Consider the following 24,190-nt stretch of genomic DNA (forward strand, 5'->3'; position numbering starts at 1 on the left):
GTGCCATGAACCGGCATTACTACATCAGCGACGACCTGAACGATCTGGAACAACTGGAAAGCGAGCTTGAAGCTGGCGGCATCGCCACTGAACAGATTCATGTCCTGAGCGAACGGGACGCCGAGGTAGAGCAGCACCAGCTGCACGAGGTGCCCTCGATCCTCAAACAGGACGTGGTTCACTCTGGCCAGATTGGCAGCCTGATCGGCATAGCCCTGGCCGCAGTGGTGCTGCTACTGGCCTGGCTGAACGATTGGGGCAATACAGCGGCAGGCTGGATCCCCTTCATTTTCCTCGCCGCCGTGTTACTCGGCTTCAGCATCTGGGAAGGCAGCCTGTTCGGACTGCAACAACCCAACAGCGCCTTCCGCCACTTCGCGGATCGCCTGCATGAAGGCAAGCACCTGTTCTTCGTGGATGTCAGTCAGGCCCAGGAACCGATCCTGGCACAGGCCATCGCCCATCACCCCCAACTGCAACTTGCTGGCATGGGGCAGGCCAGCCCCGGGTGGGCGGTAGCCTTGCACCACAAACTGCATCAACTGCGCAAACTGATGTGACAGTCAGCCAGGCGCAGGCCCCGACGCCTGCGCCTACTGCACTACAGAGTGCCGACATCAGCCACGTGCCGCAGCTGCGACGATCAGCTGCTTCATCTCCGCCACCGCAGCCTTGAAGCCGACGAACAGCGCGTGAGCGACGACGGCATGCCCGATATTCAGCTCATGCACACCAGCAATCGCAGCTACCGGCTCGACGTTGTGGTAGTGCAGGCCATGGCCGGCATTGACGATCAAGCCATGGGCCAGTCCGCAGGCAACACCATCACGAATACGCGCCAGCTCACGGGCGGCCTCCTCCGGGGTATGAGCATCAGCGTAGCGGCCGGTATGCAGCTCTATAGCCGGCGCGCCAATACGCCGCGCCGCCTCAATCTGGCGCTCCTCGGCATCGATGAATAACGAGACTTCACAGCCCAGCTTGGCCAGGCGCTGCACTGCAGCCCTGATACGCTCCTCTTGCCCAGCCACGTCCAGGCCGCCCTCGGTAGTCAGCTCCTGACGGGTTTCCGGCACCAGACAGATGTGCTCAGGACGAATCTGCTCGGCGAAGTCGAGCATGAAGTCGGTAACGCCCATTTCAAAGTTCATGCGTGTCTGCAGCACATCCTTGAGCAACCGGACGTCACGCTCCTGGATATGCCGACGATCTTCACGCAGATGCACGGTGATGCCATCGGCCCCAGCCTCTTCGGCATCCAGAGCCGCCTTGACCGGATCGGGATAGCGGGTGCCACGTGCCTGGCGCAGGGTGGCGACGTGATCGATATTGATGCCGAGCAGAATACGGTTGGCTTCAGTCACGAGCAGGTTCCTTGAGATTCATGAAGAGTTCGCGACTGACCAGCGGTCGGCCGCCCAGATGAGGCGCCAGCGCCTGGCGCATCAGGCGCTTGGCCGCCGCCAGTGCACCTGGAGAGGACCAGTCAGCATTGGCCATGGCAAGCAGATCGGCACCCTGAAACAGCCCCGGCTGCAGCTGCAGCACCGACTCGAGCCCGGCGTCCGGCTGCAGCCGATACAGACCACTCGCCCTGATGGGCTGACCATCGATATCGACATCCAGGGCAAAACCATAGCCCAGCTCATCCAGCAGACGCCATTCGAATGCGCGTAGCAGAGGCTCCAAGGGAGGATTACCAGCCAGGGCCTGGAGCGTCAGACTGTAGTGGTCGAACAGCAACGGATGAGGGTCCTCTGCCGGCAGTAGGCGCAACAGGAGCTCATTGAGATACATGGCACTGTAGAGCGTCTGTCCCTGCAACCAATGGGAGACACCATCAGACTCCAGACGAGCCACATTCTTCAGCTCACCACGCCCTCGCAACTCCAGCTCCAGAGGCGCAAAGGGTCGCGCCAGACTGCCGGCCTTACCACGCGCACCACGCAACACCGCACGCAGACGCCCCTGCGGGGTCAGAAAGTCAACCAGCGCACTGGTTTCCTTGTAAGGGCGACTGTGCAGGACAAAAGCCGGAAGCGCACCGGGGAGCATGGAATCAAATCCTGTTAAGGAGTCGCAAGCTAAGTCTGGCAAGCGGAAACAGGTGAACGCACGGTGCTTATCCAGAGCTACTCGACCCGAGTCGTATCAACAAACCAGAGCCTGCCGATACGCCACGGGGACAGGGATCAGAAGTCGGTATAGCCCAGGGAACGCAGCGCTCGCTCGTCGTCGGACCAACCACCCTTCACCTTGACCCAGAGGTTGAGCATGATCTTGGAGTCGAACAGCACCTCCATGTCCTTGCGCGCCTCCTGACCGATGCGCTTGATCCGCTCACCCTTGTCACCGATGATGATTTTCTTCTGCCCATCACGCTCGACCAGAATCAGACCGTGAATGTGCAGGATGCGCCCTTCCTGCTTGAACTCCTCGATCTCGACAGTGATCTGGTAGGGCAGCTCGGCACCGAGTTGACGCATGATCTTCTCGCGGATCATCTCGGCAGCCAGGAAGCGACTGGAACGGTCAGTGATCTGGTCTTCCGGATAGAAGTGCTCCGACTCCGGCAGCTTCTCCGCCACCAGACGTTCGAGCGTGTCGAGGTTCTGCCCGTGCAAGGCGGAGATCGGCACCACTTCAGCCTGCGGCAACTGAGTGGCCAGCCACTCCAGATGCGGCAGCAGTTCGCTCTTTTCCTCCAGACGATCGGCCTTGTTGACCGCCAGCAGGATCGGACACTTCACATACTGAACCTTCTCCAGAACCATCTGGTCTTCATCGGTCCAGCGGGTACGGTCGACCACGAACACCACCACATCGACATCCTTGAGGGCCGTCGATGCACTGCGGTTCATGTAGCGGTTGAGCGCCTTCTCATTGTTCTTGTGCAGGCCGGGAGTATCCACATAGACGGCCTGCACCTCACCCTCGGTCTTGATGCCGAGCATGTTGTGGCGGGTGGTCTGCGGCTTGCGCGAGGTAATCGCCAGCTTCTGCCCGAGGATATGGTTGAGCAGAGTCGACTTGCCCACGTTGGGGCGACCAACAATGGCAACATAGCCACAGCGTGTTACGGGTACATCAGTCATGGCTATTCTCCACGCCGAGGGCCACCAGGGCGGCAGCGGCGGCGACCTGCTCGGCGATGCGCCGGCTGGCGCCCTGCCCCTGGGTCTTGTCGGTCAGCAGAGACACATCGCACTGCACGAAGAAAGTACGGCAATGAGGCTCGCCCTGGATATCCACCACCTCGTAGCGCGGCAGCTCGACTGCGCGCGACTGCAGGAACTCCTGCAGGCGCGTCTTCGGGTCCTTGTTGGTATCCACCAGGGTCAGGCTGTCCAGCTCGTTGGTCAGCCAGGCCAATACCCGCTCGCGCGCGACATCCATGCCGGCATCCAGGTAGATGGCACCGATCAGCGCCTCGAGGGCATCGGCAAGAATCGACTCACGACGGAAGCCGCCACTTTTCAGCTCACCGGAGCCCAGGCGCAGGTACTCACCCAGATCGAAACCACGCGCCAGTATGGCCAGGGTCTCACCTTTCACCAGGCGTGCACGCAATCGTGACAACTGGCCTTCACGTGCCTGGGGAAAGCGCTCGAACAACGCCTCACCAGCAACGAAGTTAAGAATGGCATCACCAAGGAACTCCAGACGCTCATTGTTGCGCCCGGCAAAGCTGCGATGGGTTAGGGCCAGGAGCATCAGCTCCTGGTTCTGGAAGACATGGCCGAGCTGACGCTCCAACCTGGCAAGGGAAGCGCTCACGGCTTGCGTACGCGGAATTCTTTATCGAAAGTGGCGACCAGAGAGAGATTCTGAATTAGCGGCTCACGACGTTCATAGCTCAAATGCACAAGAAATTCATTACCCTCAAGCTTAACGTCTAGCGAATCTTTCAGATCGAAATCACGAATACCATTGACCTCAAGGCCCCGAGACACGTGCCCGTAAAACGCACCAACGGAGTTAATATCTTGGCTCGCATCTGTTTCGACCGAGGAAATGATCTTCTCCAGAGACATGTACTCCATGTAGTGGGGAAACATCTTGAATACTGCACTGGCCAGAAAAACGACCAGAGATAGAACCACCATCCACCCCAACAGGGACATGCCTTTCTGCGAACGCGCAAATGTCATGGTCAACCTCAATTATCAATGTTGTTATGCAATGCCCGAAGGCGAAGGGCATGACTATATATAAGCAGGCGCCGTCAGATTGAACAGCGCGCCACAGATTAGCTGCATCAGTGGATCAGTCCGACCCGGGAGAGATTCGGCAGATTGCTCAGCTTCGGATCCGGCCAACTCAGCCAGACGGCGAAAGCCTTACCGACGATGTTGCGATCCGGCACCATACCCCACAGCTCCCGCGGGATATGCGCATCGTTCCAGTAGCGACTGTCATTGGAGTCATCGCGGTTATCGCCCATCATGAAGTAATGCCCCTCAGGCACTGTCCACTGGTCGCCGGGCATGATGTTGCGGCGTAATTGCTTGCGGATCATGTGTTCGATCTCGCCCAGTTTCTCCTTATAGAGCAGGGTCCGCCCCAAGGAGCCTTCCTCCTCGCCAAGGAACTGCTCAGCCACTGGCTTGCCGTTGACCAACAGGTGCTTGTCCGCCGTATAGCTGATCTGATCGCCAGGCAAACCCACCACCCGCTTGATGTAGTTGATGCTCGGGTTGCTCGGGTAACGGAACACCATCACATCACCGCGCTGCGGATTACCCACTTCGATGATCTTGGTATCGATTACCGGTAGACGAATGCCATAGGCGAACTTGTTGACCAGGATGAAATCGCCCACCTCCAGGGTTGGTTTCATCGACCCAGAGGGAATCTGGAACGGCTCCAGCAGAAAGGAACGCAGCACCAGCACAATGGCCAGCACAGGGAAAAACGACTTACCGTACTCAACCAGCAGCGGTTCACGACTGAGGCCCTGCAGAACCTGCTCATCAGGCTCGCCAACCTGGCCTTCATAGGTCGCGATGGCTGCTCGGCGACGCGGCGCCAGCAGCAGCAGGTCCAGCAAGGCCAGGGCGCCGCAGACCGCAACGGCGATCACCAGAATCAACGGAAAATTGAACGACATAGGGATTAACTATCCACCTTGAGTACGGCGAGGAAGGCTTCCTGGGGGATTTCCACGCTACCGACCTGTTTCATCCGCTTCTTACCGGCCTTCTGCTTTTCCAGCAGCTTCTTCTTACGGCTGACGTCGCCGCCGTAGCACTTGGCCAATACGTTCTTGCGCAGCGCCTTGACCGTGGTACGGGCAATGATCTGCCCACCGATGGCAGCCTGGATCGCCACGTCGAACATCTGCCGTGGGATCAGTTCCTTCATCTTCTCGGTCAGCGCACGCCCTTTCTGGTGAGCACGATCACGATGCACGATCAGCGCCAGCGCATCGACCTTCTCGCCGTTGATCATGACGTCCAGACGCACCAGATTAGCCGACTGGAAGCGATCGAAACTGTAGTCCAGCGAAGCATAACCACGACTGACCGACTTCAATCGGTCGAAGAAGTCCATCACCACCTCGTTCATCGGCAAGTCATAGGAAACCTGTACCTGACTGCTGAGGAACTGCATATCGCGCTGCACGCCGCGCTTCTCGATACATAGGGTAATGACGTTGCCCAGATGCTCCTGCGGCACCAGGATATTGGCCCGCACGATGGGCTCGCGCATGTCGAGGATGCCGGCCGGGTCGGGCAACTTGGACGGGTTGTCGACATACAGCGTCTCGCCGTTCTTCATCTCCACTTCGAAGACCACGGTCGGCGCAGTGGTGATCAGATCCAGGTCGTATTCGCGCTCCAGGCGCTCCTGAATGATTTCCATGTGCAGCATGCCGAGGAAGCCGATGCGGAAGCCGAAGCCCAGTGCATCCGAACTTTCCGGCTCGTACTGCAGCGCAGCATCGTTCAACGTCAGCTTCTGCAGGGCTTCACGAAAATCTTCGAAATCATCCGAACTGACCGGGAACAAACCTGCATAAACCTGCGGTTTGACTCGCTTGAAACCCGCCAGCATCTCGACATCGGGCGTCGCCGAGAGGGTCAGGGTATCGCCCACCGGCGCACCGTGAATATCCTTGATGCCCGCGATGATGAAGCCGACTTCACCAGCCTTGAGATCGGCGGTTTCCGTGTGCTTGGGAGTGAATACGCCGACGCTGTCGACCTGATGGACCTTGCCGGTGGACTTGACCAGCACCTTGTCGCCTTTCTTGATACGGCCATGACGCACGCGCACCAAGGAAACCACGCCCAGGTAATTGTCGAACCAGGAGTCGATGATCAGCGCCTGCAACGGCGCATCGATCTCACCAGTGGGCGCCGGAATCACCTTGACCAGTTGCTCCAGCACATCAAGGACGCCCATACCGCTCTTGGCGCTGCAGGGCACGGCATCCGTGGCGTCGATGCCGATGATATGTTCGATTTCATCCTTGACCCGCTCCGGCTCGGCCTGGGGCAGGTCCATCTTGTTCAGTACCGGCATGACCTCAAGGCCCTGCTCGATAGCGGTGTAGCAGTTGGCAACCGACTGTGCCTCGACGCCCTGGCCGGCATCGACCACCAGAATCGCACCCTCACAGGCCGCCAGGGAGCGGCTCACCTCATAGGTGAAGTCGACGTGCCCCGGGGTATCGATGAAATTCAGCTGATAGGTCTTACCGTCCTGCGCCGGATAGTGCAGGGTCACACTGTGAGCCTTGATGGTGATGCCGCGCTCACGCTCCAGGTCCATGGAGTCGAGAACCTGGGCCGCCATCTCGCGGTCGCTCAGGCCACCGCATATCTGGATAAAGCGGTCAGCCAGGGTCGACTTGCCATGGTCGATGTGGGCGATGATGGAAAAATTGCGGATATGACTCAGGTCACTCACAGATCGACACTCGAAAAAACCGCAGGCAGGCTGCCCGCCGAAAAATAGCCGGGAATTCTACCCGATCAGCGACTTGCCCGTCACCCACGCTCCGCGCGCACCGCGCACAAAAAAGGGCGACCGGAGTCGCCCTTTACGAGACGCACTAGCCTTATTCCGCCAGCTTGAAGGTAATGAAGCTGGCACGCCCCTGACGCAGCACGCGCATCGATACCGAACGATTGGCCGGCAGCTTGCTGGCTACCTCATCGAACGTCTTGGCCGTATCGATGGCCTGATTGTTAAGGTGAGTAATGACATCACCCGGACGCAGGCCAATCAGCGCGGCAGGACCGTTCTGCACCTCCTTGATGACCACACCACCGCGCAGGTCGAGCGCCTTCTTCTGCTCGGCGCTCAGCTCCACCACGGACACGCCCAGGCGATTGCTGCTGCGCTCGATACCGGAAGCCTCGTCGAGGGCGATCTCATCGCCCTCCTCCGGCAAGGAGCCGATCTCGAGCTTGATACGCTTGCGTTCGCCGTCACGGACCACTTCAAGCACAGCCTTGCTGCCTGGCTTGAGCGCACCCACCAGATGCGGAAGGTCGGCAGACATGACAATCGGCTGATCGTTGAGATTGAGAATCACATCCCCAACCTGCAGGCCACCCTTGGCCGCCGGACCGGACTCCAGAACCTGAGCCACCAGAGCACCGGCAGGCTTCTCCAGACCAAAGGACTCGGCCAGATCCTTATTTACTTCCTGAATCACCACGCCCAGCCAACCCCGACTGACCTTGCCGTCGGCCTTGAGCTGATTGGCGACGTCCATGGCCACATTGATCGGAATGGCGAAAGACAACCCCATAAAACCGCCGGAACGGGTGAAAATCTGCGAGTTGATGCCCACCACCTCACCATCCAGGTTGAACAGCGGCCCACCGGAGTTGCCCGGATTGATCGCCACGTCGGTCTGGATGAACGGCACATAGTTCTCGTTAGGCAGGCTGCGCCCCTTCGCCGAGACGATACCGGCAGTCACCGAATGGTCGAAGCCGAAGGGCGAGCCGATCGCCAGCACCCACTCGCCGACCTTCAACTCATCGGACTTGCCCAACTTCACGGTCGGCAGATTCTTGCCCTCGACCTTGAGCAGCGCCACGTCGGTACGCGGGTCAGCGCCAATCAACTTGGCCTCCAGCTCGCTACGGTCCGACAGGCGCACGATGATCTCGTCGGCATCGGCCACCACATGATTGTTGGTCAACACATAACCATCATCGGAAATGATGAAACCGGAACCCAGCGACTGCGCTTCACGCTGGCGCCCACCCGGATTGCGCGGTATCTGCGGAATGCTGCGCTCGAAGAACTCGCGAAACATCGGCGGCAACCCTTCCAGGTCAGGCATCTGCCCCTGGGCAGCCACCTCGCGCTGCGGCAACTTCTGCCGCGTACTGATGTTCACCACGGCTGGCGAGGCCTGCTCGACCAACTCGGTAAACTCCGGCAATTCAGCCCTGGCCAGAGACACCTGCCCCAGCAAGAACAGCGCCAGCAAACCAGACAACGGGGATTTCAGGCTCAGCATCGACTTCAGCTCCATCCACTCAGAACATTTGCAATCAATCAGCCGCCAGCAGCGCTCGCACCACCACCGGTTGTAAATCAGGACTTTCGGCCGTGCGCCGACTGCGCCAGCGCACCAGCAACCACCCCAGAGCAAGACCAGACACACCAGCCGCAGCAATCTGCGGTTCGCCGGCGCCAAGTGCCTGCGCCAGCAGGGCTGCCGCAAAGAGACAGGCCAGCGGCAGCAGGTAGACCAGCAGCGAACCGCGCACCAACAGATCCTCGCGAACTCCGATCACCACCGAGTCACCGACCTCCAGGCGCAGGCTGCACAATGCACGCACCAACCCTCGGCGACGGCCGACACCCAGCTTGTCCATCAACCCTTGACCACAGCCAGCATTGGCCGAACAGCTGGAACAGGTGCTCTTGTGCAAAGTCTCTACCCAGACCGCGCCATCCTCGACAGCGACGACCCGCCCCGACTCCTCGATCACTGGGCCGGGTCCTGCATGGACAACGCCACACGCTCCGCAGTGCCCATGGGAATCTCACCCACCACGGTGACCATCATGTCGCCATTGCCGGTACTGATCCGTCGCGATACCACGGCAGTCGGGCCCAGCTGACTGCGGGCATCCTCGGCACCCGCGCCGTTGAGCGGTTCGAGAAACACCGTGAAGCGCGCCAGGCCATCGCCGTACAACAGACTGGCGACAGGCTGCGAAGATGCCGGGCTGGTGCGTTGCAGCGCCCGGGTAAGCTCAAAACCCGGCGGCACCCAGCCGGCCTTCCAGGCCTGAGTCAACTCTTCAACCTTGCTGTAGCTCACCGGCCGGCAAGCGCCGCCCGGCTTGAGCGCATCATCATCCAGCCGCTCGCGCGGCTCTAGGCTGACGAACTGGAAGCGTTCCAGCAGCTGCCCCTTCTCGCTGATCAGCAGCGACTTGAGCGGCAGTGCCGTTTCCTCGTCCAGATGCAGTTCGAAGGCATAGCGGTACTGATCACGCGGAATCAGCGCCAATACCACCGCAGGCCTACCCGCCACCCGGGAATGGCCAAGCAGGCGCATTTCATAACGCTGTTCGAGCTGAGCGGCGTCCAGATGGCGAGCCGGCCACTGCACGTCGGCAACCTGGTCGGCCAGGCCACCGCTCACGCATTGCGGATGACCATCGACGCGCAACACTTCCTGAGCCGAGCCATCGAGCTGCAACAAGCGCTCGCTCACGCGCCCCTCGCCACCCTGGTGCCAAATACCATGAGTGGAGAAGCTGCCATTACGTTCGTAAATGAAGGTGCCCTGGAAGCTCTGTTTATCGGCCTGGGCCAGGCGCTGCAACCAGGCCTGTGGCTCGGCTGCCTGAGCCTGTAGAGCCAGGCAGCCGCTGAACAATGCAAATAGCGGGAGGACGCGCATGGAACCTCTCAGCGGTTTTCCAGACTGGCGGCACGAGCATATGGCAGAGCGGAATCCGCACCGCTGGCCGCAGCCTGCTGGGCATGCTGACGCAGGTAGGCGGGCAGACGCTGCTCATGCCAACCGGAGCTGGGCTGCTCGACAACCGACTGCAACGGCATGGCACTCGCGCCCGTACTGTAGCCCGCCAGCACGGCCGGCCCCTGCACCTGCGGCAGAGCCAAACCTGGCTGCGGGGTTTGCTGGGCCAGCTGCGGCCCGGCAAGCTCATCCTGGTTGTAGAAACGAACGCCAGCCAATACGGCAAGGGTCACCGAAGCGGCGACCGCGACACGCCCAAGCGTACGCCAGGGAGCGCGCGCCGGTTGTGCCGGCAGCGCCTCATCGGCCAGGGCTGCAGAGACTGCAGCGGCAATATCCAGGCGCGGCTCGAGCATCTCCTTGTGCATCACCGCACGCGCCATCTGGTAGCGCGACCAGGTGGCACGCAGTTCCACGTCATCGCTGGCAGCCAGCACTCGACGCAGTTCCAATTCGTCCGCTTCGTTATCCATCACCGCGGACAGCGATTCCTGCAGGGCTTCACGACTCATGGTGGTTCCTCTCTTGGCTGTCGCCGCTGTCTCAGGTTTCCTGCAGCAACGGCTGCAGGGACTTGTCGATGGCCTCACGCGCCCGGAATATCCGCGAACGCACGGTACCAACCGGACACTGCATGACGCTGGCAATGTCCTCGTAACTCAGCCCTTCGAACTCGCGCAGGGTCAACGCCGTGCGCAGGTCTTCCGGTAGCTGCTGAATGGTTCGATGCACGGTTGCTTCGATTTCATCCCGCAACATCATTCGTTCCGGCGATTCGATGTCCTTGAGAGCGTGATCGCCGTCGTAGAACTCCGCATCCTCGGTGCTGACATCACTGTCCGGTGGTCGACGTCCGCGTGACACCAGGTAATTCTTCGCCGTGTTGATGGCGATGCGGTACAGCCAGGTATAAAAGGCGCTGTCACCGCGAAAATTACCGAGCGCACGATAGGCCTTGATAAAGGCCTCCTGTGCCACATCCTGAGCCTCATGACTGTCGTGCACGAAACGCACGATCAGCCCGAGAATCTTGTGCTGGTACTTCAGCACCAATAAATCGAAAGCCCGCTTGTCGCCGCGCTGTACCCGCTCGACCAGCTGCTGATCGTCTTCCTGGGTTAGCATGGATACTCCTCATCTACTTCGAAGGAGTTTGCTCGCGGCCAGTCCACTTGCCTGCCTGGATAGACTCGGGCTCTACGCAAAAGTTCTCCCCTCCGAACACGTTTCGCACTGCCCTGCGGCTTTGGCGAAAAACTGCAGCGGTGTCTGACCACTGCCTGATTATTCTGCAGCCGAGCGGCAGCCATGCACGCCCTCGGCAACTCCCTTTGGAACCTGATCGACTAAGAAAGTTCCAAGGCACACCACTCTGTCATAAGCCAGCTATTGTGCTGAACACCCCGTCTATATACTAGGCAGCGCATTTGCCATCCGGTCTTCATGAGAGCCAGCAGTCGATGAGCCAACACTACCAGCATGACGTTCTGATCATCGGCAGCGGTGCCGCCGGCCTGACACTGGCCCTCACCCTGCCCGATCATCTGCGCATCGCGGTGCTGAGCAAGGGCGACCTTGCCAACGGCTCCACCTATTGGGCCCAGGGCGGTGTCGCTGCCGTGCTGGACGACAGCGACACCGTGGAATCCCATGTCGGCGACACGCTCGCGGCCGGTGGCGGCCTGTGCCGCGAAGAGGCCGTACGCTTTACCGTCGAACACAGCCGCGAAGCCATCCAGTGGCTGATCGAACAGGGCGTCCCCTTTACCCGCGATGAAGAGCCTGACCGCGAAGACGGCGGCTTCGAATTCCACCTGACCCGCGAGGGTGGACACAGCCACCGGCGCATCATCCACGCCGCCGACGCCACCGGTGCGGCGATCTTCAACACGCTGCTGGAGCGCGCCAGCCAACGCGACAACGTGCAGTTACTCGAACAACGCGTCGCGGTCGACCTGATCACCGAACGCAAGCTCGGCCTCGCCAGCGAGCGCTGCCTGGGCGCCTACGTGCTGAATCGTGCCAGCGGCGAAGTGGACACCCACAGCGCCCGTTTCGTCGTCCTCGCCACGGGCGGCGCGGCCAAGGTCTACCTCTACACCAGCAACTCCGACGGCGCCTGCGGCGACGGCATCGCCATGGCCTGGCGCGCCGGTTGCCGCGTGGGCAACCTGGAATTCAACCAGTTCCACCCCACTTGCCTGTACCACCCGCAAGCGAAGAACTTCCTGATCACCGAGGCCCTACGCGGTGAAGGTGCCCTGCTCCGCCTGCCCAATGGCGAACGCTTCATGCCGCGCTTTGACGAGCGTGCCGAGCTGGCCCCGCGCGATGTCGTCGCCCGCGCCATCGACCATGAAATGAAGCGTCTGGGCATCGACTGCGTCTACCTCGACATCAGCCACCAGCCGGAAGACTTCATCAAGAGCCACTTCCCCACCGTTTACGAACGCTGCCTGGGGTTCGGCATCGACATCACCCGCCAGGCGATCCCGGTCGTGCCGGCCGCCCACTACACCTGTGGCGGCGTGGTTATCGACCAGGCCGGGCGTACCGATGTTCCAGGGCTGTATGCCATCGGCGAAACCAGCTTCACCGGCCTGCACGGCGCCAACCGCCTGGCCAGCAACTCGCTGCTGGAATGCTTCGTCTATGCCCGCTCGACGGCCGCCGACATCCTCACCCAACTGGAGCAGATCGAGCTCCCCGGCCAGCTCCCCGCCTGGGACGCCAGCCAGGTGACCGACTCCGACGAGGACGTGATCATCGCGCACAACTGGGACGAGCTACGGCGCTTCATGTGGGACTACGTCGGCATCGTGCGTACCAACAAGCGCCTGCAACGCGCCCAGCACCGCGTGCGCCTGCTGCTCGACGAGATCGACGAGTTCTATTCCAACTACAAGGTCAGCCGCGACCTGATCGAGCTGCGCAACCTGGCCCAGGTCGCCGAACTGATGATCGAGTCGGCCATGCAGCGCCATGAGAGTCGCGGCCTGCACTACACCCTGGATTACCCGGGCCTGCTGCCGGAGGCGCGCGACACTATCCTGGCGCCGCCCACCTACGCCGGCTGAACTTCAGGCGCACGCGCAGACGTCTGTGCACCTCGCGAGGCAAGGCATCGTGGGCGATGCACAGGCCGCGCACGCGCCGCTCGCCCGCCAGGCGAAAGTGCAACACTACCACCAGCGGCAGGGCCAGACTGTCCGGGCGCAGCTGCACCGCCTGCCAGCCGGTGCGACGACTGAACAGCTGCCAGCCGCTCTCGTCCCGGCGCAAGCCGGTAAACGCCGCGTCATGCGTCAACAACAGCTTTCGCGGTAACACCCAAGCGGCGTGCAGCAGGCACAGCCCTGCTCCGGCAGCAGCCGACCAGGAAGGCACATCGATCAGAAAAAGCGTGGTCAGCGCCAGAGACAGCACTGCCAGGTAGAACGCCAGTAGCAGGCGCGAGGCCTGCCAATGGCATTCGAAGTGGTCACTTGGGCTGGACACGATCCAGGATCATCCGAACCATGCGTCGCAGGTCAGCATCCTCAGGTTCGCCGCGCTGCATGAACCAGCCGAACATGTCCTGATCCTCGCACTCCAGCAACTTGCGGTAGCGAGCCTGGTCATCGGCGTCCAGCGTGGCGTAGACCTCACGCACAAAAGGCACCAGCAGCACATCCAGCTCCAGCATGCCGCGACGGCTATGCCAGAAGAGTCGGTTCAGTTCGGTTTGCTCGACCATGCGCGGGCTCCTGTTCGAAAGGTGCGCAGTATAACGATGCGACCGGCCCAGGGCACGCTGACAAGGCAGCAGGTGAGCTCTATGATGACGCCCCTGACTTCTGCAACCAGCGAGCGCCCATGGCCGACTCCGCCTTCTTCTCCCTTCTGAACCACGAAGCCCTGCTTGCCGTGCGCGGCCCGGATGCCGCCAAGTTCCTCCAAGGCCAGCTCACCTGCAACCTCAACTATCTCGACGAACGGACCGGCAGCCTGGGCGCGCGCTGTACACCCAAGGGCCGCATGACCTCCAGCTTCCGCATCCTCCAGGACGGCGACGGCTACCTGCTGGCCATGGCCGACGAGCTACTGGAAGCCCAGCTGGCCGACCTGAAGAAATACGCCGTGTTCTCCAAATCGAAACTGGCCGATGAATCCACCGCCTGGGTTCGCTTCGGGTTGAGTGGCGGCGATGACGCCCTGCTCGCCCTGGGCCTGGATCTGCCGCTGCAGGCCGACAGCGTGGTCCGCGCCGGCGCCCTGCTCGCTCTGCGCCTGTCCGACGGGCGCGCCGAGCTCTGGGCGCCGGCCGCCGAGCGCGAAAACCTGAACACACGTCTGGCCGCGCAACTGCGCGAGGCGCCACTCAACGAGTGGCTGCTCGGCCAGGTGCGTGCCGGCATCGGCCAGGTATTCGGCAGCACCCGCGAGCTGTTCATCCCGCAGATGATCAACCTGCAGGCGGTCGGTGGCGTCAGCTTCAAGAAGGGCTGCTACACCGGTCAGGAAATCGTCGCGCGCATGCAGTACCTGGGCAAACTCAAGCGCCGCCTCTATCGCCTCAGTCTGACAGAGGGCGAACTACCGGCGCCTGGCGCTGAGCTGTTCTCGCCCGTGCATGGCTCCAGTGTCGGCGAAGTGGTGCTGGCAGCCCGCGCCGAGAACGGCGTCGAGCTGCTGGCCGTGGTCCAGGAGGATGCGAAAAACGATGGCCGCCTCCACCTCGGCAGCGTCGAAGGCCCGAGCCTGAGCCTGCTCGACCTGCCCTATGAACTGGACGCCGATCGCGAAATTCAGCGCTAGACAAAAAAGCGGATGCATCACCCCGAGCAAACGCGGTACAACCCGGACATCCCAGAACAGAGTTCGCTTCAGCACCTAAACTGAAACGACCGAAAACCCCGAGAAGCACAATGAGCAAGCTTGCCGAGAAAGTCCAAGAGGAACTGATCCACGCCATCGAGAACGATGAGCTGGTGCTGCCGACCCTGCCCGAAGTCGCCCTGAAAGTGCGCGAGGCGGCGGAAGACCCGAACATCAGCATTCCCGACCTGAGCAAGGTGATCGGCAATGATGCGGCGCTGACCGCGCGCATCATCAAAGTGGTGAACAGCCCCCTGCTGCGCACCAGCAAGGAGATCACCGACCTGCAGATGGCCGTCGGCCGCCTCGGCATCAACTACACCTGCAACCTGGCCACCGGCCTGGCCATGGAGCAGATGTTCCAGGCCACCAGCGACGTGGTCGACCGCAAAATGCGCGAGGTTTGGAACAAAAGTACCGAAATCGCTGGCATCTGCCACGTTCTATGCCGTCACTACACCCGCCTGATGCCGGACCAGGCCACCCTCGCCGGCCTGGTACACCAGATCGGCATCCTGCCGATCCTCACCTACGCCGAAGAGAACAATGCGCTGCTGGCCGACTCCATCAGCCTCAACCATGTGATCGAGAAGATTCACCCGATCATCGGCGACAAGATCCTGCGCGCCTGGGAATTCCCCGAGCCGATCGCCATCGTGCCCAGCCAACACCTGAACTTCAGCCGCAACTCGGCCAAGGTCGACTATGTCGACATCGTTCAGGTCGCCACCCTGCAGAGCTATCTGGGCAGCGAACACCCCTATACCCAGCTGGACTGGAGCCAGATCCCGGCCTTCGCCAAACTCGGCCTCGACCCGAACGTCGACATGCAGGCCGACGAAGACCTCTCCGCGGCCATGGAAGCAGCCACCAGCATGCTGCAATAAGGCTGCAGCACCCGCGCCTTATCCTGACTAGACTTGCAACGAACCCGGCCGTATGGCCGGGGGCGATCCGTGTAGTACGCCGCGTGACCGAGGGACCCGGTCACGCTCGCGAAGTTCTGGATAAGGAAGCGCCTCATGCCCGCACTCCTGCTTCTACTACTGTTTTTCGCCCTCCCCGCCGTCGCCGACGAGGTTCATCTGACCAACGGCGAATGGAGCCCCTATCTCGGCCAGAACCTGCCGTATCACGGCGTTGCCTCGCGCATCGTCGAGGAGGCCTTTGCCCTTGAAGGCATCCAGGTGCAATGGGAGTTCTACCCCTGGGCTCGCGCACTGCGCCATGCCGAGCGCGGCAAGAGCGATGGCAGCGCCGTCTGGCTACGCAGCCCGGAGCGCGAGCAGGCCTTTTTCTTCAGCGATCCGGTGGTGGAGAGCGGCTACTACCTTTTCCACCGCAAGGACGTGCCATTTAGCTGGCAAACGGTCGACGACCTGCGCGAGCTGCGCATCGGCGGCGCCATCGACTATGACTACGGCCAGGCTTTCCAGCAGGCCGAGAACGAGGGGAACCTCAAGGTCAAGCGCCTGAGCAGCGAAGAGCAGGGTCTGCGCATGCTGCTGGCAGGCCGTCTGGACCTGTTTCCGATCGACAAGGTGGTGGCCTTCGACCTGCTTTACAGCCGTTTCAGCGCACAGGAGCGCAAGCAGTTGAGCTTTCACCCCAAGCCACTGCGCAGCGACAGCATGCATCTACTGCTTTCGAAGCAAGTACCAGGCAATGCCCAGCGCATGCAGCGCTTCAATGATGGCCTGCGCAAACTGCGCGACAGCGGCAAGGTGAGCCAGTGGCTGCTGGAAATTCAACGCCCGCTCAGCAGCATCGACTAGTCCGTCGGAAAACGCACACGCACCAGCAGGCCTCCCAGCTGCCCCTGATCCAGCGCAATGCTGGCGCGATGGGCGGTGCAGATCTCACCGACAATCGCCAACCCCAGGCCGGCCCCGTTTCCCTGCGGGTGGCGTCGATAGAAGCGCTGGAACACCTGCTCACGCTCATCGGCTGGAATGCCGGGGCCGTCGTCTTCTACCTCTAGCAGCGCGGGCGCCAGCACGCGCAGCACCACATTGCCGCCTGCCGGCGTATGTGCCAGGGCATTGTCCACCAGGTTGTAGAGCAGCTCGTTGAGCAGCGTCGCCTCGCCCTGGATGAAGGTTTCGCACTCCGCTTCCAGCGCCAGGGCGATGCCGCGCTGATGCGCCAACGGAGCCAAAGCCAGGGCCAGTTCGCGCACCAGCCCGGCCAGCTCGACCCGTTCCGCACCGCCTTCGGCGATGGCCCGGGCGCCGCGCTCGATACGCGCCAGCGAGAGCAGCTGATTGGCCAGATGGGTCAGCCGGTCGGCACTCTGCGCCGCCTTCTCCAGCGTGCTGTGCCACACCTCCGGCGTGCGCTCGCGCAGGCCCAGCTCGATACGCGCCTTGAGCGCGGCCAGAGGCGTGCGCAGCTCGTGGGAAGCGTCGGCGATGAACTGCGCCTGGCGTTCGAACTGCTGGCGCAAGCGTTCGGTGAAGTGATTGAGCGAGGCCACCAGCGGGCGCAACTCGTCCTGCACCTGCACCATGGGCAACGGGTTGAGATCATCCGGCCGGCGCTCCTCTACCGCTCCGCGCAGCCGCTCCAGCGGCCTCAGGGCCGCGCTCACCGCCAGCCACACCAGCGCCAGGGTGATCAGCGCCAGCAGGCCCATGCGCCACAGGGTATCGAGCAGCAGGCCGCGGGCCATGCGCTCGCGAGCACCGACCGTCTCGGCCACACGAATCTCGGCCATGCCGTTCATCCCCGGCTCGCTGACCGGCTGCAACAGGCTGACCAGACGCACACCGACGCCCCGGTGCTCGCCGTCATAGAAGCGCGCCAGGGCCGGATAGTCATCGGTGCGCGGCGTGTCCGGTGCCGGCGCCGGCAGGTCGTCGTAGCCGGAAACCAGACGCCCCTCGAGATCGCTGACCTGATAGAAGATGCGCCCCTGGCTGTCGTAGGCGAACACATCCAGCGCCACATAAGGCACGTCGGCGCGCAGCTTGCCAGCATCCGTATAGAGGCCGTCGGCGATGGCCCGCGCCGAGGCCAGCAGGGTGCGATCGTAGGCCGCATCGGCCGCCGCACGACCATTCCAGTAAGCACTCACACCGCCAATCAGCAAGGGAATGCTCAGCAGGCCCGCCAGCCGCCACAGCAAGCGGCCCCGCAGGCTGCCGCCACGCCGCTCACTCACCCGCAGCCTCCAGCAGATAGCCCAGGCCACGGAAGGTGACGATGCGTACGGCACCGCCCTCCAGCTTCTTGCGCAGGCGGTGGATATAGATCTCGATGGCGTCCGGGCTGGCATCCTGATCCAGGCCGAAGACCTGGTCGGCCAGTTGCTCCTTGCTCATCACCCGTCCGGGACGGGCGATCAGCGCCTCCAGCACACTCTGCTCACGGGAAGTCAGGGTCAATGCCTGGCCAGCCAGCGCGAAGCGTCGCGTACCCAGGTCATAGACCAGCTCGCCACAGCGCTGTTGCGCCTCGCCGCCGAGCACGCTGCGCCGCAGCAGCGCCTTGACCCGGGCCTCCAGCTCGCTCAGCTCGAAGGGTTTGGCCAGGTAGTCGTCGGCGCCCAGGTTGAGGCCGTGGACACGGTCCTTGACCTCGCCGCGCGCGGTCAGCATCAGCACCGGCAGCACCTTGCCGCGGGCACGGATGCGCGCCAGCACCTCGAAACCGTCACGCCGTGGCAGCCCCACATCGAGTACCGCCAGGGCGTAGTCCTCGCTGGCCAAGGCATGTTCGGCAGCTACGCCATCGTGCAGCACATCGACGGTCAGACCTGTTGCACGCAGGGCCTGGGCCACGCTTTCAGCCAGTGGCAGATGGTCTTCGACCAGCAGGATTCTCACGTTGAAGGCTCCGCGAGCTCGTTGTTGTGCCGCCGAGTTTAACGGCCACGCGGCACCTGTGAAGGCCGACGGCGATTTCTTTCAACCTGAAAGCCTGGCGAAAGTTTCGCTCCATAGCATCCGCAACAGGGTGGCAAGAACCACCCACAGAGTGCCGGACGCGTGGTTGCTCCGGCACAACAAAAACAACAATCGGAGACCACCTGCATGCATCCTGCATTGCCTGCCCGACGCCTCACCCTGGCGATTCTCGCCGCCTCTGCTGCAACTGCGCCTACCGCCCAGGCTGCCTTCATCGAAGACAGCAGCGCGACCCTGACCACCACCAATATCTATCTGAACCGCGACTTCCGCGAAGGCAGTGGCCAGAACAAGCGCGAGGAGTGGGGCCAGGGCTTCCTGCTCGATATCCAGTCCGGCTACACCGAAGGCACCGTCGGTTTCGGCGTCGACGCCCTCGGCATGCTCGGCGTCAAGCTCGACTCCGGCGGCGGCCGCACCGGCACCGACCTGCTGCCGGTACAGGATGACGGCGGCACCCCGGACGAATTCGGCCGTATCGGCCTGACCGGCAAAGTGAAGATTTCCCAGAGCGAGTTCCGCTACGGATCGCACATCCCCGAGCTGCCGGTGGTCAAGGCCAGCGACAGTCGTCTGCTACCGCAGATTTTCGAAGGCGGCCTGCTGACCTCCAAGGAAATCAGCGACCTGACCTTCACCGGCGCACGCTTCAACCAGGTGATCGACCGTGCGTCGACCAACTCCGAAGACCTGCTGCTGAACAGCAAGAACAAGCGCTTCGCCAGCGGCGTGAGCGGCGACCACCTCAACCTTGCCGGCCTCGACTACCAGTTCGCCAAGGGCCTCACCGGCCGCTACTTCTATGGCGAGCTGGAAGACGTCTACCGCCAGCACTTCCTCGGTCTGCTGGCCAGCCAGCCGCTGGGCGGCGGCACTTTCAGCGCCGACCTGCGCGTGTCGATCAGCGACGACAGCGGCGACGCCAAGGCCGGCAAGGTCGACAACCAGGCCTGGAACGGCATGCTCGGCTATGCCCACAGCGGCCACAAGGTCAGCCTCGGCTACCAGCAGATGAACGGCGACACCGGCTTCGCCTACCTCGATGGCAGCGACCCGTTCCTGGTCAACTTCGTGCAGATCAACGACTTCGCCAACGCCGACGAGCGCTCCTGGCAGGCCCGCTACGACTACAACTTCGCCGCCCTCGGCCTGCCTGGCCTGAGCTTCCTGACCCGCTACATCAAGGGCGACAACGCCGAAGTGGCCGGCAGCACGGAAGAAGGTCGCGAGTGGGAACGCGACATCGAGTTCAAGTACGTGGTGCAGAGCGGCCCGCTCAAAGACCTGTACGTGCGTGCCCGCAACGCCAGCTTCCGTTCCAGCTTCGCCCGCGATGCGGACGAGAACCGCCTGATCGTCGGCTACTCCCTGCCTATCTGGTAAGCCACAATAAAACTCCACAGGAGATAGATGATGAAAACTGCCCTGTCGCGCATCGCCCTGGCCCTTGGCACCCTGGCCCTCAGCAGCCAGCTGCTGGCCGAGCCCAAGCGCCCCGAATGCATCGCCCCGGCCAAACCGGGTGGCGGCTTCGACCTGACCTGCAAACTGGCCCAGAGCGGCCTGAAAGACACCGGCCTGCTCAAGGCGCCGATGCGCGTCACCTACATGCCCGGCGGTGTCGGCGCCGTGGCCTATAACGCGGTGGTCGCCCAACGGCCGAAAGACCCGGGCACCATCACCGCCTTCTCCTCCGGCTCGCTGCTCAACCTGGCCCAGGGCAAGTTCGGTCGCTACGACGAGCACGCCGTGCGCTGGCTGGCCGGCATCGGCACCGACTACGGCGCCATCAGCGTGCGCGCCGACTCGCCCTACCAGACCCTCGATGACCTGGTGCAGGCGCTGAAGAAGGAGCCGGGCAAGATCGTCTTCGGCGCTGGCGCCACCATTGGCGGCCAGGACTGGATGCAGACCGCACTGATCGCCCGCGCCGCTGGGATCGAGCCGCAGAAGCTGCGCTATGTGGCCTTCGAAGGCGGCGGCGAAACCCTCACCGCCATGCTCGGCGGCCATGTCCAGGTCACCTCCAGCGGCCTGGGCGAAGTCACCCCGCAACTGGCCGCCGGCAAGATCCGCGTGCTGGCGGTGCTCTCCGACGAGCGCCTGCCGGGCAAGCTGAGCAACCTGCCGACCGCCAAGGAACAGGGCTACGCCATCAGCTGGCCGGTGATCCGCGGCTTCTACATGGGCCCGGAAGTCAGCGATGAAGACTTCAACTGGTGGAAAGGTCAGTTCGACACGATGCTGGCCCGCGACGACTTCGCCCAACTGCGCGAGCAGCGCGACCTGTTCCCGCTGAACATGACCGGCGCCGAGCTGCAGGCCTTCGTGCTCAAGCAGGTGCAGGAGTACAAGGCCCTGGCCGGCGAGTTCGGCCTGGTCCAGTAAGCCTCCCGCGGACCGGGGTGTCGCCAAGCACGCCCCGGCCTGCGGTCTGCCACACCCTCTTCAATACCCCCTCACGAGACCGCCACCATGTACGTCCGCCTGTTCTCGGCGAGCTGGCTGCTGCTCTGCATCTGGCTTGCCTTTGTCGCCTGGGGCTTCCAGGCACCCTTTGCCTATGACCCGGTCGGCCCCCGCGCCTACCCGCTGCTGCTGCTCGGCCTGATGGGCGCTGGCTCGCTCTGGCTGATCATCAACCCTGGGAAACAGGACGGACAGGTGCTGCACGTACCGGCGGCCCTGCGCTCGCTGTCATGCATTGCCGTATTGCTGGCCTATGCCCTGTTGTTCGAGCCACTCGGTTTCATCGTCAGCACGAGCCTGGCGACCTTCGCCCTGGGCCTGCTGTTCACCGGCCGCCTGCTGCCGTGCGCCATCAGCGCCGTACTGATGGGCCTGCTGCTGTTCGGCCTGTTCGATTACCTGCTGGATGTCCCGCTGCCGCTCGGCGTGCTCGACGTGTTCGTGGAGAGCTGAAATGGAAACACTGAATTTTTTGCTGCAGGGCTTTGATGTCGCCACCCGGCCGAGCAACCTGCTGGTAGCCCTGTTCGGTGCCTTCGTCGGCACCATCGTCGGCCTGCTGCCCGGCCTCGGCCCGATCAACGGCGTGGCCCTGCTGTTGCCGCTGGCCTTCGCCCTCGGCCTGCCGCCGGAAACCGCGCTGATCCTGCTGGCCGCCGTGTACCTGGGCTGCGAATACGGCGGACGCATCTCCGCCATCCTGCTCAACGTGCCAGGCGATGCCGCCGCGGTCATGACCACCCTCGACGGCTACCCGCTGGCGCGCCAGGGCAAGGCCGGCATCGCCCTGTCGCTGTCCGCCGTCAGCTCCTTTATCGGCAGCATCATCGCCACCTGCGGCGTGGTGCTGTTCGCCCCGCTGCTGGCCAAATGGGCAGTGGCATTCGGCCCTGCCGAATATTTCGTGCTGATGATCTTCGCCATCGCCTGCCTCGGCGGCATGGTCGGCGACAAGCCGGTGAAAACCCTGATGGCCGCCCTGATCGGTCTGGCCCTGGCGACCGTCGGCGTGGACTCCACCACCGGCGTGTACCGCTTCACCTTCGGCAGCGTCAGCCTGAGCGACGGTGTGCAGTTCGTGATCGTGGTGATCGGCTTCTTCAGCGTCAGCGAAGTGCTGCTGATGCTGGAAAACACCCACAACGGCCAGAAAGCGGTGAAGGCCAGCGGGCGCCTGCTGTTCAACCTGAAGGAGTTCTGCGCCACCTTCTGGACCATGATCCGCAGCGCCGTGGCCGGCTTCGTCATCGGCACCCTGCCGGGCGCCGGCGCCACCATCGCCAGCGCCATGACCTACATGACCGAGAAACGCCTGGCCGGCAGCAGCGGCAAGTTCGGCGACGGCGACCTGCGCGGCCTGGCCGCCCCGGAAGCGGCCAACAACGCCTCGGCCTGCGGCTCGCTGATCCCGATGCTGACCCTCGGCGTACCGGGTTCGGGCACCACCGCGGTGATGATCGGCGCCCTCACCCTGTACAACATCACGCCTGGCCCGCTGCTGTTCGAACAGCAGCCGGATGTGGTCTGGGGCCTGATCGCCTCGCTGTTCATCGGCAACGTCATCCTGCTGGTGATGAACATCCCGCTGGTCGGCCTGTTCTCGCGCATGCTCAGCGTGCCCAACTGGGTGCTGGTACCGGCAATCACCGTGATCAGCATGGTCGGCGTGTACGCCGTACACAGCACCACCTTCGATCTGGTGCTGATGATCGGCCTCGGCGTGTTCGGCTACCTGCTGCGCAAGCTGGACTTCCCGCTGTCGGCGGTGATCCTCGGTTTCGTCCTCGGCGAGCTGATGGAGGACAACCTGCGCCGCGCCCTGTCGATCTCGGCCGGCGACCTGAACATCCTCTGGGGCAGTCCGATCACCCTCATTCTGTGGGCACTCGCCGCGCTGATGCTCGCTTTGCCGGGCCTGCGCTGGTGGCGCAAGCGCCGCAGCCTGCAGGCGGCCCATGCCTAACTGGCTGCTCACCCCCGTCGCCGGCGCCGCCGGCGGCTACCTGGCCAGTCTGATCGGCTGGCCGTTGCCGTGGATGGTCGGATCGCTGCTGGCGGTGATCCTGCTGCGCTGCCTGGTGGGGCTCGATCTGCGCGAGGTTCCCGGTGCGCGCAAGAGCGGCCAGTGGCTGGTCGGTACCGGTATCGGTCTGCACTTCAGTCCGGCGGTGCTGGAGCAGGTGGTGCAACACGGCGGCCTGCTGGTCGCCGGCGCCCTGCTCACCAGCCTGACCTGCCTGATCGGCATCGCCCTGTTGCGCAGCGCCGGGCACGACCGTGCCACCGCCTACTTCGCCAGCATGCCCGGCGGCGCCAGCGAGATGGTCAACCTGGGCCTGCGCAATGGTGCCAATGCCGGCCAGGTGGCCGCGGGACAGAGCCTGCGACTATTGCTGGTGGTGCTCTGCGTGCCGGCACTGTTCCAGTGGTGGCTGGGCGTACCGCCCGCCCTGGCGCATGCCAGTGGCGCCGTGCAACCGGCCTGGCTGCTCCTGTTGCTGGCCGGCGGCGCCACACTGGCCCTGCTCGGCCAGCACCTGCGCCAGCCCAATCCCTGGCTGCTCGGACCGATTCTGGTCAGCGCCCTCGGTTGCGTGCTGTTCGATCTGGACCTGCGCCTACCGACCGGCACCAGCCAGGTGGGGCAATGGCTGATCGGCAGTGCCCTGGGTTGCCACTTCAGCCGTGAATTCTTCCGCGGCGCCCCGCGCTTCGTCGTCCTGGTGGTACTGGCTACGGGCCTGGCCATGCTCGCCGCCGGCCTGGCGGCAGAGGCCCTGAGCTGGCTCGGCAACCTCGACCCGCGCTCGCTGATGCTGGGCATGATGCCCGGCGGCATCGCCGAACTGAGCCTGACCGCCGAAGCCCTGGCCCTGTCGGTGCCACTCATCACCGGCCTGCAGGTGCTACGCCTGATGTGCGTGCTGTTCTTCGCCGAGCCGCTGTTCCGGATCTGGCAAAGAAGACTCTGAGACCACGTTTAGGC

Annotated in this window: 26 protein-coding genes; 10 read left to right on the forward strand and 16 right to left on the reverse strand. The window is 63.1% G+C overall.

All coding sequences use genetic code 11. The features are described 5' to 3' along the window. The first annotated feature begins 5 nt into the window (after nucleotides 1-5). Nucleotides 6-560 (forward strand): NAD/FAD-utilizing enzyme apparently involved in cell division, encoded by a 555-nt coding sequence (locus AYB31_RS02385; RefSeq protein WP_068825423.1) that lies wholly within the window; start codon nucleotides 6-8, stop codon nucleotides 558-560. 57 nt (nucleotides 561-617) lie between these two features. On the opposite strand, the gene pdxJ is transcribed toward AYB31_RS02385, so the two are convergent. The 12 genes from pdxJ to rpoE all read right to left on the reverse strand — a co-directional run bounded on the left by pdxJ (nucleotide 618) and on the right by rpoE (nucleotide 11,095). Then, entirely contained in the window at nucleotides 618-1,364 is a 747-nt protein-coding gene (gene pdxJ, locus AYB31_RS02390; RefSeq protein ID WP_068825425.1) for a pyridoxine 5'-phosphate synthase, read from the reverse strand. Continuing rightward, nucleotides 1,357-2,055: a DNA repair protein RecO gene (recO, locus tag AYB31_RS02395; RefSeq protein ID WP_068825427.1), complete on the reverse strand. Its 699-nt coding sequence runs from the start codon at nucleotides 2,053-2,055 to the stop codon at nucleotides 1,357-1,359. Before recO ends, pdxJ begins: the two co-directional genes overlap by 8 nt. 137 nt (nucleotides 2,056-2,192) lie before the next feature. Beyond that, a complete protein-coding gene (era, locus tag AYB31_RS02400) occupies nucleotides 2,193-3,095 on the reverse strand; it encodes a GTPase Era (protein WP_068825429.1) in 903 nt (300 codons plus the stop codon). After that, on the reverse strand, nucleotides 3,088-3,777 hold the full coding sequence (rnc, locus tag AYB31_RS02405) for a ribonuclease III (RefSeq protein ID WP_068825431.1): 690 nt from the start codon (nucleotides 3,775-3,777) through the stop codon (nucleotides 3,088-3,090). Before rnc ends, era begins: the two co-directional genes overlap by 8 nt. Then, entirely contained in the window at nucleotides 3,774-4,151 is a 378-nt protein-coding gene (locus tag AYB31_RS02410; RefSeq protein ID WP_068825433.1) for a DUF4845 domain-containing protein, read from the reverse strand. Before AYB31_RS02410 ends, rnc begins: the two co-directional genes overlap by 4 nt. Nucleotides 4,152-4,258: 107 nt before the next feature. Next, a complete protein-coding gene (lepB, locus tag AYB31_RS02415) occupies nucleotides 4,259-5,110 on the reverse strand; it encodes a signal peptidase I (protein ID WP_068825434.1) in 852 nt (283 codons plus the stop codon). A gap of 5 nt (nucleotides 5,111-5,115) precedes the next feature. After that, a complete protein-coding gene (gene lepA, locus AYB31_RS02420) occupies nucleotides 5,116-6,915 on the reverse strand; it encodes a translation elongation factor 4 (protein WP_068825436.1) in 1,800 nt (599 codons plus the stop codon). 151 nt (nucleotides 6,916-7,066) lie between these two features. Further along, complete coding sequence (locus tag AYB31_RS02425) at nucleotides 7,067-8,488, reverse strand: DegQ family serine endoprotease (RefSeq protein WP_068825439.1); 1,422 nt, start codon at nucleotides 8,486-8,488, stop codon at nucleotides 7,067-7,069. Nucleotides 8,489-8,522: 34 nt separating this feature from the next. Then, nucleotides 8,523-8,966: a SoxR reducing system RseC family protein gene (locus AYB31_RS02430; RefSeq protein ID WP_068825441.1), complete on the reverse strand. Its 444-nt coding sequence runs from the start codon at nucleotides 8,964-8,966 to the stop codon at nucleotides 8,523-8,525. Continuing rightward, on the reverse strand, nucleotides 8,963-9,889 hold the full coding sequence (locus tag AYB31_RS02435; protein ID WP_068825443.1) for a MucB/RseB C-terminal domain-containing protein: 927 nt from the start codon (nucleotides 9,887-9,889) through the stop codon (nucleotides 8,963-8,965). The genes AYB31_RS02430 and AYB31_RS02435 overlap by 4 nt, the downstream gene beginning before the upstream one ends. An 8-nt stretch (nucleotides 9,890-9,897) precedes the next feature. After that, nucleotides 9,898-10,482, reverse strand: coding sequence for a sigma-E factor negative regulatory protein (locus tag AYB31_RS02440; protein WP_068825445.1), 585 nt, complete (start codon nucleotides 10,480-10,482; stop codon nucleotides 9,898-9,900). A 31-nt stretch (nucleotides 10,483-10,513) separates the two neighbouring features. Then, entirely contained in the window at nucleotides 10,514-11,095 is a 582-nt protein-coding gene (gene rpoE / locus AYB31_RS02445; RefSeq protein WP_068825447.1) for an RNA polymerase sigma factor RpoE, read from the reverse strand. 335 nt (nucleotides 11,096-11,430) lie between these two features. Here rpoE and nadB point away from each other — a divergent pair, with 335 nt between their 5' ends. Next, the gene (gene nadB, locus AYB31_RS02450) at nucleotides 11,431-13,047 is read left to right on the forward strand and encodes an L-aspartate oxidase (RefSeq protein WP_068825449.1); all 1,617 of its coding nucleotides are present in this window, start codon (nucleotides 11,431-11,433) and stop codon (nucleotides 13,045-13,047) included. Here nadB and AYB31_RS02455 read toward each other — a convergent pair. Further along, the gene (locus AYB31_RS02455; RefSeq protein WP_068825451.1) at nucleotides 13,016-13,468 is read right to left on the reverse strand and encodes a protein YgfX; all 453 of its coding nucleotides are present in this window, start codon (nucleotides 13,466-13,468) and stop codon (nucleotides 13,016-13,018) included. The genes nadB and AYB31_RS02455 overlap by 32 nt on opposite strands. Then, the gene (locus tag AYB31_RS02460; protein WP_068825453.1) at nucleotides 13,452-13,706 is read right to left on the reverse strand and encodes an FAD assembly factor SdhE; all 255 of its coding nucleotides are present in this window, start codon (nucleotides 13,704-13,706) and stop codon (nucleotides 13,452-13,454) included. Before AYB31_RS02460 ends, AYB31_RS02455 begins: the two co-directional genes overlap by 17 nt. Nucleotides 13,707-13,825: 119 nt before the next feature. Here AYB31_RS02460 and ygfZ point away from each other — a divergent pair, with 119 nt between their 5' ends. The 3 genes from ygfZ (at nucleotide 13,826) to AYB31_RS02475 (ending at nucleotide 16,602) form a co-directional block, all read left to right on the forward strand. Continuing rightward, complete coding sequence (ygfZ, locus tag AYB31_RS02465; protein ID WP_068825454.1) at nucleotides 13,826-14,767, forward strand: CAF17-like 4Fe-4S cluster assembly/insertion protein YgfZ; 942 nt, start codon at nucleotides 13,826-13,828, stop codon at nucleotides 14,765-14,767. Nucleotides 14,768-14,877: 110 nt separating this feature from the next. Next, a complete protein-coding gene (locus tag AYB31_RS02470; protein ID WP_068825456.1) occupies nucleotides 14,878-15,714 on the forward strand; it encodes an HDOD domain-containing protein in 837 nt (278 codons plus the stop codon). 135 nt (nucleotides 15,715-15,849) lie between these two features. Further along, a complete protein-coding gene (locus AYB31_RS02475; protein WP_068825458.1) occupies nucleotides 15,850-16,602 on the forward strand; it encodes a substrate-binding periplasmic protein in 753 nt (250 codons plus the stop codon). Here AYB31_RS02475 and AYB31_RS02480 read toward each other — a convergent pair. Both AYB31_RS02480 and AYB31_RS02485 read right to left on the reverse strand, forming a co-directional pair. Beyond that, nucleotides 16,599-17,990, reverse strand: a complete 1,392-nt coding sequence (locus AYB31_RS02480) for a sensor histidine kinase (protein WP_068825460.1) — start codon at nucleotides 17,988-17,990, stop codon at nucleotides 16,599-16,601. The two genes, AYB31_RS02475 and AYB31_RS02480, sit on opposite strands and share 4 nt — an antisense overlap. Then, nucleotides 17,983-18,654: a response regulator gene (locus AYB31_RS02485; RefSeq protein WP_068825462.1), complete on the reverse strand. Its 672-nt coding sequence runs from the start codon at nucleotides 18,652-18,654 to the stop codon at nucleotides 17,983-17,985. The genes AYB31_RS02480 and AYB31_RS02485 overlap by 8 nt, the downstream gene beginning before the upstream one ends. A gap of 207 nt (nucleotides 18,655-18,861) precedes the next feature. On the opposite strand from AYB31_RS02485, the gene AYB31_RS02490 reads away from it, so the two are divergent. From AYB31_RS02490 to AYB31_RS02510, 5 genes are all read left to right on the forward strand, one after another. Beyond that, nucleotides 18,862-20,118 (forward strand): OprD family porin, encoded by a 1,257-nt coding sequence (locus tag AYB31_RS02490; RefSeq protein ID WP_068825464.1) that lies wholly within the window; start codon nucleotides 18,862-18,864, stop codon nucleotides 20,116-20,118. Nucleotides 20,119-20,148: 30 nt separating this feature from the next. Then, complete coding sequence (locus AYB31_RS02495) at nucleotides 20,149-21,123, forward strand: Bug family tripartite tricarboxylate transporter substrate binding protein (protein ID WP_068825466.1); 975 nt, start codon at nucleotides 20,149-20,151, stop codon at nucleotides 21,121-21,123. An 87-nt stretch (nucleotides 21,124-21,210) separates the two neighbouring features. Beyond that, nucleotides 21,211-21,657 (forward strand): tripartite tricarboxylate transporter TctB family protein, encoded by a 447-nt coding sequence (locus AYB31_RS02500; protein ID WP_068825468.1) that lies wholly within the window; start codon nucleotides 21,211-21,213, stop codon nucleotides 21,655-21,657. Between the two features lies 1 nt (nucleotide 21,658). After that, nucleotides 21,659-23,167, forward strand: coding sequence for a tripartite tricarboxylate transporter permease (locus AYB31_RS02505; RefSeq protein ID WP_068825470.1), 1,509 nt, complete (start codon nucleotides 21,659-21,661; stop codon nucleotides 23,165-23,167). Continuing rightward, a complete protein-coding gene (locus AYB31_RS02510; RefSeq protein ID WP_068825472.1) occupies nucleotides 23,160-24,176 on the forward strand; it encodes an AbrB family transcriptional regulator in 1,017 nt (338 codons plus the stop codon). The genes AYB31_RS02505 and AYB31_RS02510 overlap by 8 nt, the downstream gene beginning before the upstream one ends. Nucleotides 24,177-24,190: the final 14 nt, after the last annotated feature.

It is taken from the genome of Pseudomonas sp. BMS12, assembly GCF_001592875.1.
GTDB lineage: Bacteria > Pseudomonadota > Gammaproteobacteria > Pseudomonadales > Pseudomonadaceae > Aquipseudomonas.

Excerpts from the sequence above, each read along its gene's own strand:
- AYB31_RS02385 (WP_068825423.1), top strand. The coding sequence starts at position 6 with ATGAACCGGCATTACTACATCAGCGACGACCTGAACGATCTGGAACAA.
- recO (WP_068825427.1), bottom strand. The coding sequence starts at position 2,055 with ATGCTCCCCGGTGCGCTTCCGGCTTTTGTCCTGCACAGTCGCCCTTAC.
- era (WP_068825429.1), bottom strand. The coding sequence starts at position 3,095 with ATGACTGATGTACCCGTAACACGCTGTGGCTATGTTGCCATTGTTGGT.
- AYB31_RS02410 (WP_068825433.1), bottom strand. The coding sequence starts at position 4,151 with ATGACATTTGCGCGTTCGCAGAAAGGCATGTCCCTGTTGGGGTGGATG.
- lepB (WP_068825434.1), bottom strand. The coding sequence starts at position 5,110 with ATGTCGTTCAATTTTCCGTTGATTCTGGTGATCGCCGTTGCGGTCTGC.
- AYB31_RS02425 (WP_068825439.1), bottom strand. The coding sequence starts at position 8,488 with ATGCTGAGCCTGAAATCCCCGTTGTCTGGTTTGCTGGCGCTGTTCTTG.
- AYB31_RS02435 (WP_068825443.1), bottom strand. The coding sequence starts at position 9,889 with ATGCGCGTCCTCCCGCTATTTGCATTGTTCAGCGGCTGCCTGGCTCTA.
- AYB31_RS02440 (WP_068825445.1), bottom strand. The coding sequence starts at position 10,482 with ATGAGTCGTGAAGCCCTGCAGGAATCGCTGTCCGCGGTGATGGATAAC.
- rpoE (WP_068825447.1), bottom strand. The coding sequence starts at position 11,095 with ATGCTAACCCAGGAAGACGATCAGCAGCTGGTCGAGCGGGTACAGCGC.
- nadB (WP_068825449.1), top strand. The coding sequence starts at position 11,431 with ATGAGCCAACACTACCAGCATGACGTTCTGATCATCGGCAGCGGTGCC.
- AYB31_RS02460 (WP_068825453.1), bottom strand. The coding sequence starts at position 13,706 with ATGGTCGAGCAAACCGAACTGAACCGACTCTTCTGGCATAGCCGTCGC.
- ygfZ (WP_068825454.1), top strand. The coding sequence starts at position 13,826 with ATGGCCGACTCCGCCTTCTTCTCCCTTCTGAACCACGAAGCCCTGCTT.
- AYB31_RS02470 (WP_068825456.1), top strand. The coding sequence starts at position 14,878 with ATGAGCAAGCTTGCCGAGAAAGTCCAAGAGGAACTGATCCACGCCATC.
- AYB31_RS02475 (WP_068825458.1), top strand. The coding sequence starts at position 15,850 with ATGCCCGCACTCCTGCTTCTACTACTGTTTTTCGCCCTCCCCGCCGTC.
- AYB31_RS02490 (WP_068825464.1), top strand. The coding sequence starts at position 18,862 with ATGCATCCTGCATTGCCTGCCCGACGCCTCACCCTGGCGATTCTCGCC.
- AYB31_RS02495 (WP_068825466.1), top strand. The coding sequence starts at position 20,149 with ATGAAAACTGCCCTGTCGCGCATCGCCCTGGCCCTTGGCACCCTGGCC.
- AYB31_RS02500 (WP_068825468.1), top strand. The coding sequence starts at position 21,211 with ATGTACGTCCGCCTGTTCTCGGCGAGCTGGCTGCTGCTCTGCATCTGG.
- AYB31_RS02505 (WP_068825470.1), top strand. The coding sequence starts at position 21,659 with ATGGAAACACTGAATTTTTTGCTGCAGGGCTTTGATGTCGCCACCCGG.
- AYB31_RS02510 (WP_068825472.1), top strand. The coding sequence starts at position 23,160 with ATGCCTAACTGGCTGCTCACCCCCGTCGCCGGCGCCGCCGGCGGCTAC.